At 45.4% G+C, this 15653-nt stretch carries 17 protein-coding genes; 14 read left to right on the plus strand and 3 right to left on the minus strand.

The window, feature by feature from the left end; translation table 11 throughout:
* Positions 1-93 precede the first annotated feature (93 nt).
* Positions 94-600: a hypothetical protein gene (locus OCU50_RS10305; RefSeq protein ID WP_060467276.1), complete on the plus strand. Its 507-nt coding sequence runs from the start codon at positions 94-96 to the stop codon at positions 598-600.
* 125 nt (positions 601-725) lie between these two features.
* On the opposite strand, the gene OCU50_RS10310 is transcribed toward OCU50_RS10305, so the two are convergent.
* Genes OCU50_RS10310 through OCU50_RS10320 form a run of 3 tightly spaced genes read right to left on the minus strand, consistent with a single transcriptional unit; the run spans position 726 to position 3487 of the window.
* Entirely contained in the window at positions 726-1967 is a 1242-nt protein-coding gene (locus tag OCU50_RS10310) for an NAD(P)/FAD-dependent oxidoreductase (RefSeq protein ID WP_060467275.1), read from the minus strand.
* Positions 1968-1992: 25 nt separating this feature from the next.
* Complete coding sequence (locus tag OCU50_RS10315) at positions 1993-3066, minus strand: methyltransferase (protein ID WP_060467274.1); 1074 nt, start codon at positions 3064-3066, stop codon at positions 1993-1995.
* Between the two features lie 31 nt (positions 3067-3097).
* A complete protein-coding gene (locus OCU50_RS10320) occupies positions 3098-3487 on the minus strand; it encodes a hypothetical protein (RefSeq protein ID WP_017056839.1) in 390 nt (129 codons plus the stop codon).
* A gap of 72 nt (positions 3488-3559) precedes the next feature.
* Between OCU50_RS10320 and OCU50_RS10325 the strand changes: the two genes are divergently transcribed.
* From OCU50_RS10325 to OCU50_RS10385, 13 genes are all read left to right on the plus strand, one after another.
* Positions 3560-4309: a beta-ketoacyl synthase chain length factor gene (locus OCU50_RS10325; RefSeq protein ID WP_063124280.1), complete on the plus strand. Its 750-nt coding sequence runs from the start codon at positions 3560-3562 to the stop codon at positions 4307-4309.
* Positions 4306-5076: a lysophospholipid acyltransferase family protein gene (locus tag OCU50_RS10330; RefSeq protein ID WP_060467273.1), complete on the plus strand. Its 771-nt coding sequence runs from the start codon at positions 4306-4308 to the stop codon at positions 5074-5076. Before OCU50_RS10325 ends, OCU50_RS10330 begins: the two co-directional genes overlap by 4 nt.
* Positions 5077-5182: 106 nt before the next feature.
* Positions 5183-5443 carry a phosphopantetheine-binding protein gene (locus OCU50_RS10335; protein ID WP_004736154.1) on the plus strand — a complete coding sequence of 87 codons (261 nt, stop codon included), beginning with the start codon at positions 5183-5185 and terminating at the stop codon, positions 5441-5443.
* A 10-nt stretch (positions 5444-5453) separates the two neighbouring features.
* A complete protein-coding gene (locus OCU50_RS10340; RefSeq protein ID WP_017056835.1) occupies positions 5454-5711 on the plus strand; it encodes an acyl carrier protein in 258 nt (85 codons plus the stop codon).
* Positions 5711-6268, plus strand: a complete 558-nt coding sequence (locus OCU50_RS10345; RefSeq protein WP_017056834.1) for a COG4648 family protein — start codon at positions 5711-5713, stop codon at positions 6266-6268. Before OCU50_RS10340 ends, OCU50_RS10345 begins: the two co-directional genes overlap by 1 nt.
* Before the next feature lie 6 nt (positions 6269-6274).
* The gene (locus OCU50_RS10350; RefSeq protein ID WP_060467272.1) at positions 6275-7663 is read left to right on the plus strand and encodes an AMP-binding protein; all 1389 of its coding nucleotides are present in this window, start codon (positions 6275-6277) and stop codon (positions 7661-7663) included.
* Between the two features lie 88 nt (positions 7664-7751).
* A complete protein-coding gene (locus OCU50_RS10355) occupies positions 7752-8114 on the plus strand; it encodes an ApeI family dehydratase (RefSeq protein WP_060467271.1) in 363 nt (120 codons plus the stop codon).
* On the plus strand, positions 8107-9903 hold the full coding sequence (locus OCU50_RS10360) for a glycosyltransferase family 2 protein (RefSeq protein WP_060467270.1): 1797 nt from the start codon (positions 8107-8109) through the stop codon (positions 9901-9903). The genes OCU50_RS10355 and OCU50_RS10360 overlap by 8 nt, the downstream gene beginning before the upstream one ends.
* Positions 9881-11425: an HAL/PAL/TAL family ammonia-lyase gene (locus OCU50_RS10365; RefSeq protein ID WP_060467269.1), complete on the plus strand. Its 1545-nt coding sequence runs from the start codon at positions 9881-9883 to the stop codon at positions 11423-11425. The genes OCU50_RS10360 and OCU50_RS10365 overlap by 23 nt, the downstream gene beginning before the upstream one ends.
* Positions 11426-11515: 90 nt before the next feature.
* Positions 11516-12016 carry an acyl-CoA thioesterase gene (locus OCU50_RS10370; protein WP_060467268.1) on the plus strand — a complete coding sequence of 167 codons (501 nt, stop codon included), beginning with the start codon at positions 11516-11518 and terminating at the stop codon, positions 12014-12016.
* Positions 12003-12689, plus strand: a complete 687-nt coding sequence (locus OCU50_RS10375; RefSeq protein WP_060467267.1) for a LolA family protein — start codon at positions 12003-12005, stop codon at positions 12687-12689. Before OCU50_RS10370 ends, OCU50_RS10375 begins: the two co-directional genes overlap by 14 nt.
* Positions 12661-15033 carry an MMPL family transporter gene (locus OCU50_RS10380; protein ID WP_060467266.1) on the plus strand — a complete coding sequence of 791 codons (2373 nt, stop codon included), beginning with the start codon at positions 12661-12663 and terminating at the stop codon, positions 15031-15033. The genes OCU50_RS10375 and OCU50_RS10380 overlap by 29 nt, the downstream gene beginning before the upstream one ends.
* Positions 15030-15653 (plus strand): DUF3261 domain-containing protein, encoded by a 624-nt coding sequence (locus tag OCU50_RS10385; protein WP_060467265.1) that lies wholly within the window; start codon positions 15030-15032, stop codon positions 15651-15653. Before OCU50_RS10380 ends, OCU50_RS10385 begins: the two co-directional genes overlap by 4 nt.

Raw genomic sequence — 15653 nt, forward strand, 5'->3', positions numbered from 1 at the left:
AGTACTAAGGCTTTATTTTTTTCTGATGATTGGTTTCGGTTTAGACGTATTTGTCGTAACCTTATTAATAACATAATCATCATTTAGTAAGCTATGAGTCAGAATAATCTAATTGGTGCGACCGGTTACCGCTTTATTTCGAAAGGTCAAACCGCTTTTAAAATCCATATTCATACTCCCGAAGATACGGTGCTGCATCGCTCTGTCGGCTTTGTTCGTATGGGTGAAAATAAGGCACTGAAGAAAACTATAAAATTGAGAGATGAGCTAGGCAGAAAGCTTTGGGGTAAGTTTTGGCCCAAAGTCCTCAAAGAGCCCTACTTGATGACGCGCCTACCCCATAGTTTAGAGCCCAAAATTGTATTCAAGCCAAACCCAACTCAGAGTGACCCTGAACACCGTGACGAATGTTATATCGCTAAATGGCGTGTATTCTCTGAGAATGGCGATTACAAATACAAAACTAAGGTGTGCTCAATCAGAAAACACGGTCGACTTGCCGCTTATAGCCAAACCAAACGTGCACTGCTTGATGCTCACAGAGATGTGATTGATTTGCTTATTTTTATGGGACGATTGAACAGCATCGACTTGAAGTAAACTTCACTCGATTGAATTGAATTCCCATATGTTCAGATACAAAAACAGCCGCATTTGCGGCTGTTTTTATTTTTAGGTTAGTCGCCCTAATGATTGAAGATATTCAATCACACTGAATCGACCACTTAGCTTCGGCAGATCTCTGCCAGTGTCGTCAATCGACGTTTTGAATCTTTTACATAAGGATTGGTTTGATCCCATGCGTAACCCGCTAAGATCGAGCACACCATTTGCTTAATCTTTGGGTTTGGATCTTGATAGAAAATCACATCCTGCAGCGTACCTGAGTACCAACCTTCAACATAAGTTCTAAAGGTGCTTACGCCAACCATCAACGGATCTGCATAATCGCGCTCCCAATCAACCTTCTCACCGTTAAGTTGCTTTTCCACACACTCAACCGCAAACTGAGCCGACTTCATCGCAATCGTCACGCCCGACGAGAATACAGGATCAAGAAACTCACCAGCATTACCGAGCAGTGCATATTTGTCTGTGGCAAGATGTTTTACGTTAGCAGAATAGCCACCGATTTCACCCGCAGGGTTCGGATACTCTGCGCGTGCCAGTATCTCAGCTAAACCCGGCTCTTCCATTGCCAATTGCTTAATCGCGGCAATCTTGTCTTGTGGGTAGGATTCAAAGAACTTCGGCTCCCCGACGACACCAAACGAAGAGACACCGTTGCTAAATGGGATCAACCAATACCAAACATCAGGGTTGGTTGGATGCACCGAGATCAGAATTTTATTTCGGTCATATTCAAGGTCGGTATCGGCCTCTGGAATATAATCGTTAATGTGCGTGAAAATAGCTTTGCGTGGAGGAAGCGATGATGGCTCTTCCAAGTTCAACATCTTTGGTAGCACGCGACCAAAACCACTGCCATCTAGAACGTATTGCGCCTCTAGCTGATAGCGCTCTCCATCAAGCACTTGTACGTCTAAAATGGTACTGTCTTCAGTGAAGTTAATACCCATCAACTCATGTTGATAATCAATAGTAACGCCTTGTGCTTCGGCTGTGTCTGCTAACACCTTATCAAAGGCCCCTCGCTGAACCTGAAACGTGGTTCCCGGCCCTGCAGAGAACTTATCTTCAAAATTAAACGCGGTGTACACGCCATTTTTACGAAAAGCGGCACCATCTTTGAATTGGAAGTTAGCGTCAGCCACCGCTTCGCTCATGCCAGCTTGTTCAATCACTTCCATGCAAGCCGGTAACAGGCTTTCACCAATAGAAAAGCGCGGGAAAACACTCTTTTCAATCACTCGAACATCTATGCCTTTTTTGTGCAATAAAGACGCGGCAATAGACCCTGATGGCCCAGCTCCGATGATCACTACTTGAGTTGACAATTTTTTCATTCATTTAAGCCATGTTTGTTATTTTTTATTGCGCGCTAGCTTTCAATTCAAGCAGCGTATGACCAAGGCCGATATCATCGGTACGGGTCACTACCTCAAGGCCTGCTTCTTCAACGATCTCTAAGAAATCTTCACTGCGGTAAAAACGGCTGTTGCCATTGGCCAAACAAGTGAAGTAAAGAGAAGTCGCATTTAAACTATAAGAAGCCGCATCGTATTTCTGTGCATCCCAAAACAGCTCAAGAATATAGACCGTCGCTTCTTCTGACATATGAGAGCGTACACGCTTTAATATGCTCAAAATCTCCATGGGCGAGAAGCAATCAAGGAACTGGCTCATCCACCAAACTTCCGCACCTGTCGGCAATGCTTGTTGTTTATCGAGCATGTTTGCAGGGAATGGCGTCACTCTACCTTGATGGCCATGTTGTGTCGCGTTTGCCATGGCCATTTCTAACTGCTGCGGAAGATCAACAATCGTGACTTCAACGTCTGCATCGTGGTTGCAGCACTGCATTGCCCACTTCCCCGTGTTACCACCAATATCCACCAGCGATTTCGGCTTCTTACTGAAGACTTTCTCAAGCAACACTGGGAACGAGCGGTCTGAATAGAAATGATCAAACTTGAACCAGCTCTCTTTTGCTTTTTCTGGCAATTGAGATAAACCTTGGTAAATGGTTTCCCAATCACCTAGCTCTTTCAAGCCCGCAGGTGTTCCTTCTTCAATCGCTTCCGTTAAATGCATCATCGCGGCGTAACAAACATCGGCAGTGAAATCCAAGTTGGCATTAGTCATGCCATCGTGCAGAAGGTAAAAACCAAGGTTGGCTATTTTATAGTTAGGTTTGTCCCAAGTAACAATATAAGCACTTAGCGCCATATCGAGTAGAACTTTCACGCCGTACTCGGATACACCGGTTATTTCCGAAAGCTTCTCGGCGGGTAAACCATCATTACCCACCTCATCTAGGGCCTTTAAAATACCTAAATCACGAAGTGTACGAGCTGTATGAAAAACAATAGGAGCAAAAGATAATTTTTGCGCTTCTGTTTTTGCTTCTAATGCGTTGAATGGATCTAATTTATATTCCGACACGAAAAACCTAACTTTCAAATAATAGGAGGGATTACTCTGCAGCCATTTGTGCAAGCTTGCGTTTAATATCAACGTTTAAGTTATTAACCCAGCGGTTGTAATTTCGGTGTATTTCACCATCGTCATATTTCAAATTCTCTGATTCAACGTAAAGAATAGAGTAAAACTTGTCACTATAAGGAATTTCAACCACCGCATGGTGTGAACGAACATACAGCTCGGCACGAATCAAGCCTGGCTTTATTTCTGAAACCAACCAGCCTCGATTCTCAGCGGACTCATAAATAGCTGATTTCACCTGTTTACTTTGAAGATTCAGTGCAACTGGAGTATCCTCAACATTCATTACAGGCTGGACACGTCCACACCCTGCAAGAACGAGTATGAATAACATTGAAACGGCTATTTTTAATAATTTCATTTAAATTCCTTATCTGTGTTTATTTATAAGCACGCATAGTATTCAGTTAGACCCAAAGCAAATCAATACTCTATGTCAAATCAAGCACAATTAATGTCATTTAATATCGAGAAGTGGTCTGCAAATTCGGCTGGCCTCAATTCTATTGTTGAATGGAAAACGTGGAGCTCTAATTTAGATTGGCCGAAAAATGGCTCAACTGAGTTTAAAGCTATTCCTCCGATGATGCGCCGTCGCATGAGTGTGCAAAGCAAACTTGCCGTCCAAACTGCATTAACCTTATTAAAAGACACCACGATTGATTATCTGGTTTTTGCCAGCCGACATGGTGAACTACACCGAACTGCCACATTAATTCAGTCAGTACTGGAAGGTGACGATGCTTCTCCAATGGCGTTCTCGCAGTCGGTACACAATACCGCAGCCGGGCTAACCACTATTGCCGCGAAAGCACCAATTCCACTGTCCTCAATCGCCGCTGGGCAAGATACTTTCCATAACGCTCTAATTGAAGCTTACCTTTACCTTGACCAATACCCATCGCATCGTGTGTTAGTCATCGACTTCGATCAGCCTCTGCCTGACCTCTACCAAGAGTACGAAACTCAGAACTATGCTGATTATGCTCTGGGCTTAGTGCTAACCGCAGGCCGTGACTACTCTGTTTCAAGGGCAGTAACCAGTGATAGACCAGCGACTGATTTACCGCAAGGCCTACAAACACTGCAAAGCATCCTACAAAATGCACAACGTTGGACTATTGCCGGAAAACACCAAACTTGGTCATGGGTAAACAACACGAAACCTGGAACTCAAGAATGAGTAAGATCGACCAATATTGGCGAGTATTCGCGACAGGGCTTTGCTTCACCATCTTCGGTTTAGGAGGGTTAGTGCTTAGCTTCTTGATCTTGCCTTCGATCGCGATCACCACATCAAACACCATTCAAAGAGAGCTTAAAACTCAACGACTGATTCGTTTCTCCTTCAATGCTTTTTGCCAAATCATGAAGTTCACGGGCGCGATTGATTACCGAATTGATGGCGCCGAACTGCTACGCAAAGATCGTAACTGCATCATCGTCGCCAATCACCCAAGTTTGATTGATTATGTACTGATCGCCTCTCAACTTCCTCAATGTGATTGCCTCGTCAAAGCGGCAATATGGGAAAACCCATTTATGAAGAAGATTGTTAGAGCGGCAGGTTATATCCCCAACCAAACACCTGACGATCTTTTAGAGCGCTGTGAAGAGCGTTTTTCACGTGGCAATGTACTGCTCGTTTTTCCAGAGGGAACTCGCACAACGCCAGGAATTGAACCATCCTTACAACGTGGTGCGGCGCAAATAGCGACTCGAACACAAACCGATTTACGCATTATTCATATTACAGTTTCTCCGACATTCTTAACGAAAGAGAAAAAATGGTATCAAGTTCCTGCTACGAAACCCTTTTTTCATATTGCGGTGAAAGGTAAAATAGAAGTCGCACCCTTTATTGAGAATGCAAATAACTTAACTTCGGCAGCAAGACGCCTTAATCACCACCTTGCAGAGACTATTTTCCCTTCCGAAGACAACATTTAGCTCATCAATAAGACAACTGGCGATATCAGCATTTGGAAAATACCTCGCATAATGTAGAATCGCCTCCCTTAAAGCAGCATTTAGATAAAGTACTAAGTAGGCCAAAGTGGAAACATTACACAACGAACTGAAACAACTGATCATCGACGCATTGAACCTTGAAGACATGAGCATTGATGAGATTGAAACAGAAGCTCCACTATTTGGTGATGGACTGGGACTAGACTCTATCGATGCACTTGAACTTGGCCTTGCTATCAAGAAGAAGTACAACATTGTTATTGATGCCGACGACTCAAACACTCGCCAGCATTTTGCATCGGTAGAAAACCTAGCAAACTACATCTCATCTCAAACGAACAACTAGACAGATCTTTATGACACAAGCTAACCAACAAGAAGTATACAACCAGGTTAAAGATGCGCTTATTGAGCTGTTCGAGCTTGATGCTGAAGATATCACGCCTGAAGCTCATCTTTATCTAGATCTCGACCTAGACAGCATTGATGCGGTTGATTTGGTCGTTCACCTACAAAATGTTACCGGTAAGAAGATCAAACCTGAAGAGTTCAAAGCAGTACGCACCGTTAATGACGTTGTTGAGTCTGTGATTGAACTATTGAAGGACGCGTAATGCGTTCTCTGCTGACTTTACTGTCGGCAATCATACTTTTCACTTATCCAATAGCGGTTTACTTTGGACTCAACAAGTTTGGCCTACAAACCGTTGGTATCGTCTTAGCCGCTATTTTTGCTGTCCGCATTTTCTCTGCTGGTCAGGCTAAAATCAAAGAGCTAAAACACCTAGCTTGGATCAGCGGAAGTGCTGGAATTGTTCTGTTGGCCTTAGGTTTAACCTTTAAACAGCATGGTTGGTTAACCTATTATCCCGTTATCGTTAATGTTTGTATGTTGGCTGTATTTGCTTCAAGCCTATGGCAACCTCAAACGATTATCGAACGCCTTGCTCGACTTCAAGAGCCTGAACTTCCGCAAAGTGGGATTGATTACACACGAAAAGTCACTAAGATTTGGTGCTTATTCTTTGTTATCAATGGCTCTATTGCCCTTTATACCTGCTTCCAACCTCTTGAAATATGGACCCTATACAACGGCTTACTCAGCTATATGTTCGCAGGGTTACTCTTTGCAGGAGAATGGGTGGTAAGACAGCGTATTCGTCAGAGTTAAATTGTTATGACCCAAACCGTACCTTACATCTCGTTGTCTGACCTTCTCAGTCAAAAAAGAGCCCCTGAATCTATTGTCTGCTTTGACGACAATAGCAAGATTACGTGGCAAACCTTTAACGACGACTTATCTCAACTCGTACACCTTTTATCTTCATCCCCTTTTCAACGAGTTGCGATTTGTACCCAGGACAGCTACCTATTTTCGGTGGCATTTCTGGCGTGTGCAGCAGCCAGCAAACACATCATCTTACCGGGCAACTACCAGCCTTGTGCGCTTGCTGAGTTAAGTGAACAGTTTGATTGCCTGCTAGTTGATAACTCGATTGGCGAAGTTGAGGTGAGTGACGTTCGCAATATCCAAACCTTATTAAACTCCAACACCGAAGTACAAAAGCCTCTAACCGATAATCTGACGACCATGGATTTGGCATCAACCCACTTGACCTTGTTTACTTCAGGTTCGAGTGGTACGCCCAAAGCTATAGATAAAACCTTAGAGCACCTAGACATTGAGACGGCTCAGCTAGCTAAAAACTGGGGAGAGTTACTCAAGGGTAACCGAATCCAAAGTACAGTTTCTCATCAACATATCTATGGTTTGTTGTTTCGCATCTTATGGCCGCTCTGTTCTGGCATTCCATTCGCGAGAAATAATCTTGAATACCCAGAACAGATTCTGTCCCACGCCAATAAAAATTGTGTACTGATCAGTAGCCCTGCTTTGCTCAAACGATTAAAACACGAGAGCAAAACCGCGCAACTTGCTGGTGTTTTCTCTTCGGGTGGTCCACTGCCTACCGAGTCGGCTCACCAGTCACGAGATCTACTTGGTCATTTACCTATCGAGGTGTTTGGCAGCACAGAGACCGGAGGCATCGCCTTTCGCCAACAAGAAAGCGCTCAAACGCCTTGGCAACTTTTTGACTGCATTGAGGCTAGTCTCAACAGTGAGAATTGCATTAAGTTATTGTCGCCCTACATCGATAAAAACAACTGGTATCAGACCGCTGATGAGTGTGAAATGGTCTCGGAGAATCAATTCATATTGAAAGGCCGCACCGATCGAGTCATTAAGATTGAAGAAAAACGAGTATCACTGGTAGAAGTAGAAAAACGATTAGAACAACAGCCTTGGATAAGCGAGTGTGTGGTGATTCCGTTTGAAGAGCCTGATCGCTTAATCTTAGCCTCTGTTTTAGTATTATCAGAGGAAGGCCAAGCAACTCTCGCCACCATGAGCAGAGGTAAGTTCTGGTTGATGCTGCGTTCTGAACTCAGAAAGTGGTTAGAACCGATCGCTATCCCAAGAAAATACCGTGTTGTCGATGAGATCCCCCTCAACAGCCAAGGTAAGCGATTAACATCTCACATAGAACAGCTAATAAAATCATAGAAACCGCTGATCGTATTTTACACTGAGATTATCTTTTTATATTTTTGTCAAAGAACCAATATTTGCCCAAGGATTCTAAGCACGCCCTATGGATAAAAGAAAACCAAACATCATTGCTGTAGACACGGTAGAGAATGAATCGACCCTGACACTCAATGTTAGCGCAGACATCACCGATTTTAAGGGACACTTCAAACGCTTTCCTATTCTCCCCGGCGTCACGCAAATTGATTGGGCACTTCACTACGCTGTCCAAGAGCTAAACGTCCCTGGTTTCTTTAAAGGCATGGAAGTCATCAAGTTCCAAGAGCCTATCCTGCCTGATGCAACAATTCAGCTATCACTCAAATGGGATACTGACAAAAACAAGCTGAGCTTCAGTTACACCTCAAACAACGGTGAACAGACCCACTCTTCAGGCAAAATGAAGCTGGGAGAGAAAAGTGAATAGCGCTCCCGTCGAGGCTACTCAAGACCAAACAAAAGAAAGCAGCTACAAGGCTTGCTTCCTTATACCGTGCTTTAACCATGGTGCAACCATGCCCGAAGTCGTCTCATCACTCCTTGAATTTGAACTACCAATTATTATTGTTGATGATGGCAGTGAACTCGCGACCAAACAGTTTCTGGCTCCCCTAGCAGAGAATTCAAACGTAACCTTGGTGACACTTGAACAGAACCAAGGCAAAGGCGGCGCAGTAAAAGCGGGGATCAAAAAAGCACAAGAGATCGGCTTTAGCCACACCATTCAGATAGATGCTGATGGACAACACGACCTTGAAGCCTTGCCGACATTGATTGAGGCCTCACAAGCTAAGCCACGACACCTGATATCAGGCCGACCTATCTACGACGAGAGTGTGCCTAAGGCAAGGCTTTACGGGCGCTACGCGACACACATTTGGGTATGGATAGAAACCCTTTCTTTATCAATTAAAGACAGCATGTGTGGCTTTAGAGCGTACCCGATCAATCAAACACAAGCGGTACTCAACAAATACGATGTTGGCTCTAGAATGGACTTCGATATCGAGATTCTGGTTCGCTTATATTGGGAAGGTTGTGACATTGATTTCGTTAAAACACGCGTCATCTACCCAGAAAATGGCGTCTCTCATTTCGATGCGCTGTGGGATAACGTAAAAATCAGCTGGATGCACACACGACTGTTTTTCGGCATGCTGCCAAGAGCACCAAAATTGATTGCTCGCCATTTCAAATCCGATTCAGCTGATAATAACCAAAGTTTATCGATTGATTCAGAACCACAAGCTTCAGAACAACCCCATTGGTCTCGCACTCAAGAACGCGGCACCGTACTCGGCATCAAGCTACTATTGGCCGTGTATACCCTATTAGGTCGCGGTGTCTTTAACCTCATTTTACGCGGTGTGATGCGTTACTACCACTTAACGGGCAAACGCGCACGAAACGCTTCTGAGCAATACTTGTTCCAGCTAAAGGCGTACGCAGAGCAACAGAATATCGAGTTACCCGCTGAGTTAACCAGTTATAACCATCTGCTTTCGTTTGGCCATACTATGCTAGATAAGTTAGCCGCATGGAAAGGTGACTTCTCGGCAGATAACCTGACGATTCATGGCCAAGACCAATTCGAAAGCATGGTAGCCAACCAACAAGGTGTGCTGATTCTGGGTTCTCATCTTGGCAATATCGAACTGTGCCGCGCTTTAGGTCGCAGACACTCGAACATCAAAATCAATGCTTTGGTTTTTACAGAACACGCTGAGCGTTTTAACTCGGTTATGAAAGCCGTGAACCCGCAGTCTGACTTAAACTTGATTCAAGTGACCTCGATGGGGCCTGATACGGCTATCTTATTGCAGCAAAAGTTGGAGCAAGGTGAGTGGATCGTGATTGTTGGTGATAGAACTTCCACCAGCAAAGAGAGCCGCTCGGTATGGGCAGAGTTCTTGGGTAAGGAAGCGCCGTTCCCTCAAGGACCATTTATGTTAGCCTCGGTTCTCAAAGCACCCGTATTTTTGCTGTTTGGCTTACGTGACAACTCACAAGCAAAGCCGCACTTTAATGTCTATTTCGAGCATTTTAGCGACAGAATCGAACTACCTAGAAAGACACGCGAACAATCTTTGAAGCAAGTCGTTCAACAATACGCAGACCGACTTCAGCACTACACACTGAAAGCACCGCTTCAGTGGTACAACTTTTTTAATTTTTGGACATTGAGCAAGCACCATGACGAAAAAGAATCCAAATAGCATCACCTTTGGTGCCGAACGCCTCACGATTGAGGATGTTGTCGCTATCTCACAAGGCGCAAAAGCCTCGATGAACTCAAGTGAAGCATTCACATCTAAGATCGACCGTGGTGTCGCTTTCTTAGAACGCCTACTCAAAGAAGAAGGCGTAATTTACGGCGTAACGACAGGTTACGGTGACTCTTGTACGGTTGCGATTCCGCCAAGCCTTGTCGATGAACTGCCTCTTCACCTAACTCGCTTCCACGGTTGTGGCTTGGGTGAAATACTGTCTCACGAGCAAGCGCGCGCAGTACTTGCAACTCGTCTCTGTTCGCTATCACAAGGCGTTTCTGGTGTGACTCACGATCTACTTAACCAGATCGTAACCCTGATCAACCAAGACATCTCACCGCGTATTCCTCAAGAAGGATCGGTAGGTGCCAGTGGCGACTTGACACCTCTATCTTACTTAGCAGCTGCACTGATTGGTGAGCGTGATGTCATCTACAAAGGTGAAGTGCGCCCAACCAGCGATGTCTACAAAGAGCTAGGCATTAGCCCTATCAAGCTTAAGCCGAAAGAAGGCTTGGCATTGATGAATGGTACATCTGTGATGACGGCATTAGCTTGTATCGCTTACAAGCGCGCGGAATATCTAGCTCAACTATCGACCAAGATCACCGCTATGGTATCTGTTGGTATGCACGGCAATGACTTCCACTTCGATGAAGCGCTATTCGCAGTGAAACCTCATCCAGGTCAACAACAAGTTGCGGCATGGCTACGTGATGATCTACAAGCGGATCGCCCGCCACGTAACAGTGATCGCCTACAAGATCGATACTCTCTGCGCTGTGCGCCACATGTTATCGGTGTGGTTCAAGACTCTCTGCCTTGGCTTCGCCAGATGATCGAGAACGAGCTAAACAGCGCCAACGATAACCCAATTATCGATGGCGACAATGAGCGAGTACTGCACGGTGGACACTTCTACGGTGGCCATATCGCCATGGCGATGGATACGCTAAAAACAGCCGTAGCCAACCTTGCTGACCTGCTTGATCGCCAAATGGCACAGCTGATGGATTACAAATTCAACAACGGTTTGCCATTTAACCTAACGGGTGCAGAAGGCGAACGTAAGCCAATCAACCACGGCTTCAAGGCAGTACAAATCGGCGTGTCAGCTTGGACAGCAGAAGCATTGAAACATACTATGCCTGCAAGCGTATTCTCTCGCTCAACTGAGTGTCACAACCAAGACAAAGTGAGCATGGGCACCATTGCTGCTCGCGACTGTTTACGTGTTCTAGAGCTAACCGAACAAGTAGCAGCAGCGTCACTACTGGCTGGTACGCAAGCGCTTGAGCTTCGTAAACGCCACAATGAGCTTGATGAGCACCACATGAGTGAAAACCTCAAGCACATTCGCGACGAAGTACTGAAAGAGTTTGAGTTTATAGTCGAGGACCGTCCGCTGGAAGGCGATCTACGCCACTTTATTTCTCGTATTCAAAGTCAGCATTGGTCACTTTATTAAAAGAACTTTACTCATGGAGTAGTTAACCTCATAAAGTAGCTAAGTTCATATAGTAACCAACCCTTTACGCAATATTGTTGAGAGCGATTTATGTCTGAAATCCTTCATCCGTTACAATCTGAGGTGACACTTATCACCTCATTCCAAGATGCCGACCCGATGGGCGTGATCTATCACGGCAACTACTTCCGATTTTTTGAAGAAGTAAGACGCATCATGATGGATAAGATTGAGTACAACTATCATGAGATGAAGGATTCTGGCTACATGTGGCCTATCATCGATACCCGCGTGAAATACATCAAAGCGATACCGTTTAATCATCAGATCAAGGTATCGGCTAAGTTGACTGAATGGGAAAACCGTCTGCGCGTTGATTACGAAATTCACGATGCCAACACAGGCGCTCGCATGACACGAGCACACACCATGCAGGTTGCAGTGACCATTGAAGAGCAAGAGATGTGCTTCGCTTCACCGAAAGTGTTTACTGATAAAGTCGAGCATTGGCACCAATTCGGGTGCTTGCCCCTAACTGAACATCAATCCCAAGCCTCTAACCCACAACAGGTGAATCATGAGTCTGTTTAAACGCAGTCGTAAACACATCAGCGTCTTGCTGTTAGGACTCGCTGCGATGATGTCGAGTGACCTTGCTACCGCGAATCAGAACACCGCTCCCGTCGGTTTTATTTCAGAGCTGCAAACGGTGCTCAGCGAAAATAACATTGTTCGTGGCGAGTTTACTCAAACACGCAATATGGAAATGTTTGCCCAACCTTTGACGTCACAAGGTACATTCCTGTTAGACAAATCAAGTGGCCTACTTTGGACGCAAACGTCACCGTTTCCGGTGAACTTGGTGCTCACCGACAACAAATTGAGCCAAAGGTTTGCCGACCAACCCGCTAAAATCATCACCGATAAAGAAAACCCAATGGCGTTTTATTTCAGCCATATTTTCCTATCAGTGTTCCACGGTGATACACAAAAACTTCAAGAACAATTCTCTCTGTCGTTCGAGGCTGCAACAATACAAAGCCCAGACGAGAAAACAGGCAACAATTCATGGACGCTTATCCTAACGCCAAAAAGTGCACCAATGAATGCGGTATTTGAAGCCATCACGCTACAAGGCAACAGTGATATTGAGCGAATCGAGCTAAAAGAGATTCGTGGAGACAGCACGGTGATCGAATTCAGCCAGCTAAGCAATCAACCGGAAGTATTATCAGATGCCGAAGCGCAACAATTTCAACTCTAAGCTTGCCCTTGTCTGGCTAATTGTCGTGGTGCTGTTTAGCGGACTGTTGATCAAACAGTTCGCTTTTTCTTCTTCAGTGCCTATCGAAAGCAACATCATGAAATTGCTACCTGAGAATCAGCAAGATCCTATGGTTGAACAAGCTTTTCAGCAGATTTCCAACTCGATGAGTGAGCAAGTAGTATTCATCTTGAGTGGCTCCGATATCAAGAGCACCATGGCGGCAACCCAAGCCTTTGAGACATCACTCAATCAAGATGCCTTTTCTGACAATTCAGTACTCTTCAAGCATGTTCAAGGCAAGATCAACGCCAGCACACAAAGCCAATGGAGTGACTTCTATTTTCGTCATCGCGCTCAATTGCTGACCGAACAACAGAAAGAAACATTAACTCATGCACCAGAATCACGTGCTCAATATGTGATTCAATCCTTGTACAACCCTTTTTCAGGCGTGACAGCGACCGAGTTAACCTTAGACCCGTTCCTGTTATTTCGTGACTATATAAGCGAGGTTGGCACCCGTTCTAGTAACTTTGGGATTAATGAAGGTTATCTAACCGCACAATCACAAGATCAATCACACATTCTTGTTACCGCGACGTTAGCTGGCTCTCCTTATAGCTTAGCGATTCAAGAACAACTTCCTGTATTAGACGCTTTAGAGCGAAAAATTGAGAAGCAATTTGACGTCAAAGTTCAGCATACTGGCGTGGTTTTCTATGCCAATTACGGTACTCAAAGTGCGAAGTCTGAAATCAGCACCATTGGCTTAGGCTCATTGGCTGGCGTAATTTTATTGGTATGGCTGACGTTTCGTAGCGCGCTGCCACTTGCTTTGTCTTTACTCTCAATCAGCACGGGATTATTAGTCGCACTGGCGAGCACCGTCGCCATCTTCGGTAAAGTCCACCTATTTAGCTTGGTGTTTGGCGCAAGCTTAATTGGTGTATCCATCGATTACTCCTTTCATTACCTCACTGACCGTTTGGCAGCAGGAAGCGAGTGGCAGAGCGATAAAGGCCTAAAACATATCTTCATTGCGATCACTCTAGGTTTAATCACCAGCCTGATCGGCTACCTAGGGTTGCTGGTTGCACCCTTCCCAGGTCTACAGCAACTCGCTCTGTTTTCATCGATCGGGCTTATTGCCGCGTATGCCAGTGTGGTGTGTTGGTATCCAGTATTAGCCTTCAAGCCAAGCCAAGAGCGTGCACTTCCGTTGGCTAGCCTTTGGTGCACATGGCTAAACTTGTGGAGTAAACCCAAGTTTAAAATCGGCTTACCTTTAGTAGTGACCGTGGTGAGTTTGGCGTCAATCAGCCAAGTTCGTTATGACGACGATATCCGCCAGCTACAAGCGATGCCTGACGAGCTTAAACAACAAGAGCAAGCCATCTCTGAGATCTCAGGACTAGGTAGTGCTCAGAACATGCTATTGGTGACGGCGAACAGCAATCAGACGTTACTGAACAAATTAGCGTTGATCAGCTCGGAATTAGATTCGTTGGTCGATCAGCAGGGCATCTCTGGCTATCGCAGCGTCAATCAGCATCTGCCAAGTGAGCAAGAGCAACACGAAAACTATCAGTTGGTTAAGCAGCTCTACGCTAACCAAAGCGCGACCTTACAAACCACACTCGGTTGGTCGAGCTTCCCAGAGCTACCAAAATACCACCCCATCACACTGGATGAGTTTTTGGCATCTCCGGTATCCGAGCCGATTCGCCCTCTTTGGTTAAAACCAATCAATAACCAAGCAGCGTCGGTTATCATGATCAAGGATGTCACCAATTCAGAGCTGTTCTCTCAATGGCTCGATTCAAGCTTTGCTCAACAACAAGGCGTGAAGTACCTCAATAAAGCCGATGAGATCTCATCTCTGTTTGCTGAATACCGAGTTAAGATTACCGAGCTATTATTGATAGCGTTTGCGGCTATTGGCATGGTGTTAGTTTGGCGCTATGGCGTGAAACAAAGTCTGTTGATGCTGCTGCCGTCATTGATTGCAGGCGTAGCGGGTTTAGCGGTGACTGGGGCTTTAGGCTCAACACTGAACCTGTTTAATCTGCTTGGTTTGATTCTGATTTTAGGGATTGGTATCGACTACACCCTGTTCTTTGCTGAACAGAAGAAGTCACTAAGCACCTTATTGGCGATCACCTTATCTGGTCTCACAACATTGCTTTCATTCGGCTTACTGTCGTTGAGTCAGACTCATGCTATTCATAGCTTCGGTATTACCGTGCTAACTGGTATTTTTGTAGCGTGGCTGCTTTCCCCACTCGCAATCAACAGCGAACAAGCCACAGAAAAAACTAAACCTCGCGAGGCTTTTAGATGAACAAAACAATCAAGATAGCGCTCGCCGTTGGATTGGGCTTACTACTCAGCGCTTGTTCGATGGTGTCTCAACAGCCAACAGGCGCAAGTGTCGCAATCGACAAAGACACAGAGCTAGCCTTGCCGCTGCCTGCTGAACTGGGATACTCATTTACCGCGAGCCAGTTGATCAGCGCAACATGGCAAGACGATACCCAGCAACTGCCTGTTCAAGTTGAAGTCACCCCCGAGAAGGTCGTTTTAGCGGGTTTCTCTTCTTGGGGAACGCGCATCCTATCGCTGCAATACCAAAACCAAGCGATTGATACGCAAGTGCTATCTGGCCTTGGGGCAACATTACCGCAGCCCGAACAGGTGCTATTTAATTTAATGCTGACTCTATGGCCGGTCGAAGCGTGGGCTCAGCCTCTGCAAAGTATCGGCTGGCACTTGGTCGACACAGACAACAGTCGCACCGTGTTTGATGACAACCAACAGGCAATCATTCGAATTGATTATCAAGCCGCCCCCGGTGCACACAAAACGGCAGGCAATATTGTCTTCAAACATTTGACCCAAGGCTACAACATCACCATACAAACGTTGAACTCAACGATTGTCGATAACCCAAGTAAGAGCTAA

This window comes from Vibrio toranzoniae (assembly GCF_024347655.1).
GTDB lineage: Bacteria > Pseudomonadota > Gammaproteobacteria > Enterobacterales > Vibrionaceae > Vibrio > Vibrio toranzoniae.

Excerpts from the sequence above, each read along its gene's own strand:
- OCU50_RS10320 (WP_017056839.1), bottom strand. The coding sequence starts at position 3,487 with ATGAAATTATTAAAAATAGCCGTTTCAATGTTATTCATACTCGTTCTT.
- OCU50_RS10325 (WP_063124280.1), top strand. The coding sequence starts at position 3,560 with ATGTCAAATCAAGCACAATTAATGTCATTTAATATCGAGAAGTGGTCT.
- OCU50_RS10380 (WP_060467266.1), top strand. The coding sequence starts at position 12,661 with ATGCCGAAGCGCAACAATTTCAACTCTAAGCTTGCCCTTGTCTGGCTA.
- OCU50_RS10385 (WP_060467265.1), top strand. The coding sequence starts at position 15,030 with ATGAACAAAACAATCAAGATAGCGCTCGCCGTTGGATTGGGCTTACTA.
- OCU50_RS10340 (WP_017056835.1), top strand. The coding sequence starts at position 5,454 with ATGACACAAGCTAACCAACAAGAAGTATACAACCAGGTTAAAGATGCG.
- OCU50_RS10330 (WP_060467273.1), top strand. The coding sequence starts at position 4,306 with ATGAGTAAGATCGACCAATATTGGCGAGTATTCGCGACAGGGCTTTGC.
- OCU50_RS10350 (WP_060467272.1), top strand. The coding sequence starts at position 6,275 with ATGACCCAAACCGTACCTTACATCTCGTTGTCTGACCTTCTCAGTCAA.
- OCU50_RS10355 (WP_060467271.1), top strand. The coding sequence starts at position 7,752 with ATGGATAAAAGAAAACCAAACATCATTGCTGTAGACACGGTAGAGAAT.
- OCU50_RS10375 (WP_060467267.1), top strand. The coding sequence starts at position 12,003 with ATGAGTCTGTTTAAACGCAGTCGTAAACACATCAGCGTCTTGCTGTTA.
- OCU50_RS10345 (WP_017056834.1), top strand. The coding sequence starts at position 5,711 with ATGCGTTCTCTGCTGACTTTACTGTCGGCAATCATACTTTTCACTTAT.
- OCU50_RS10310 (WP_060467275.1), bottom strand. The coding sequence starts at position 1,967 with ATGAAAAAATTGTCAACTCAAGTAGTGATCATCGGAGCTGGGCCATCA.
- OCU50_RS10305 (WP_060467276.1), top strand. The coding sequence starts at position 94 with ATGAGTCAGAATAATCTAATTGGTGCGACCGGTTACCGCTTTATTTCG.
- OCU50_RS10365 (WP_060467269.1), top strand. The coding sequence starts at position 9,881 with ATGACGAAAAAGAATCCAAATAGCATCACCTTTGGTGCCGAACGCCTC.
- OCU50_RS10370 (WP_060467268.1), top strand. The coding sequence starts at position 11,516 with ATGTCTGAAATCCTTCATCCGTTACAATCTGAGGTGACACTTATCACC.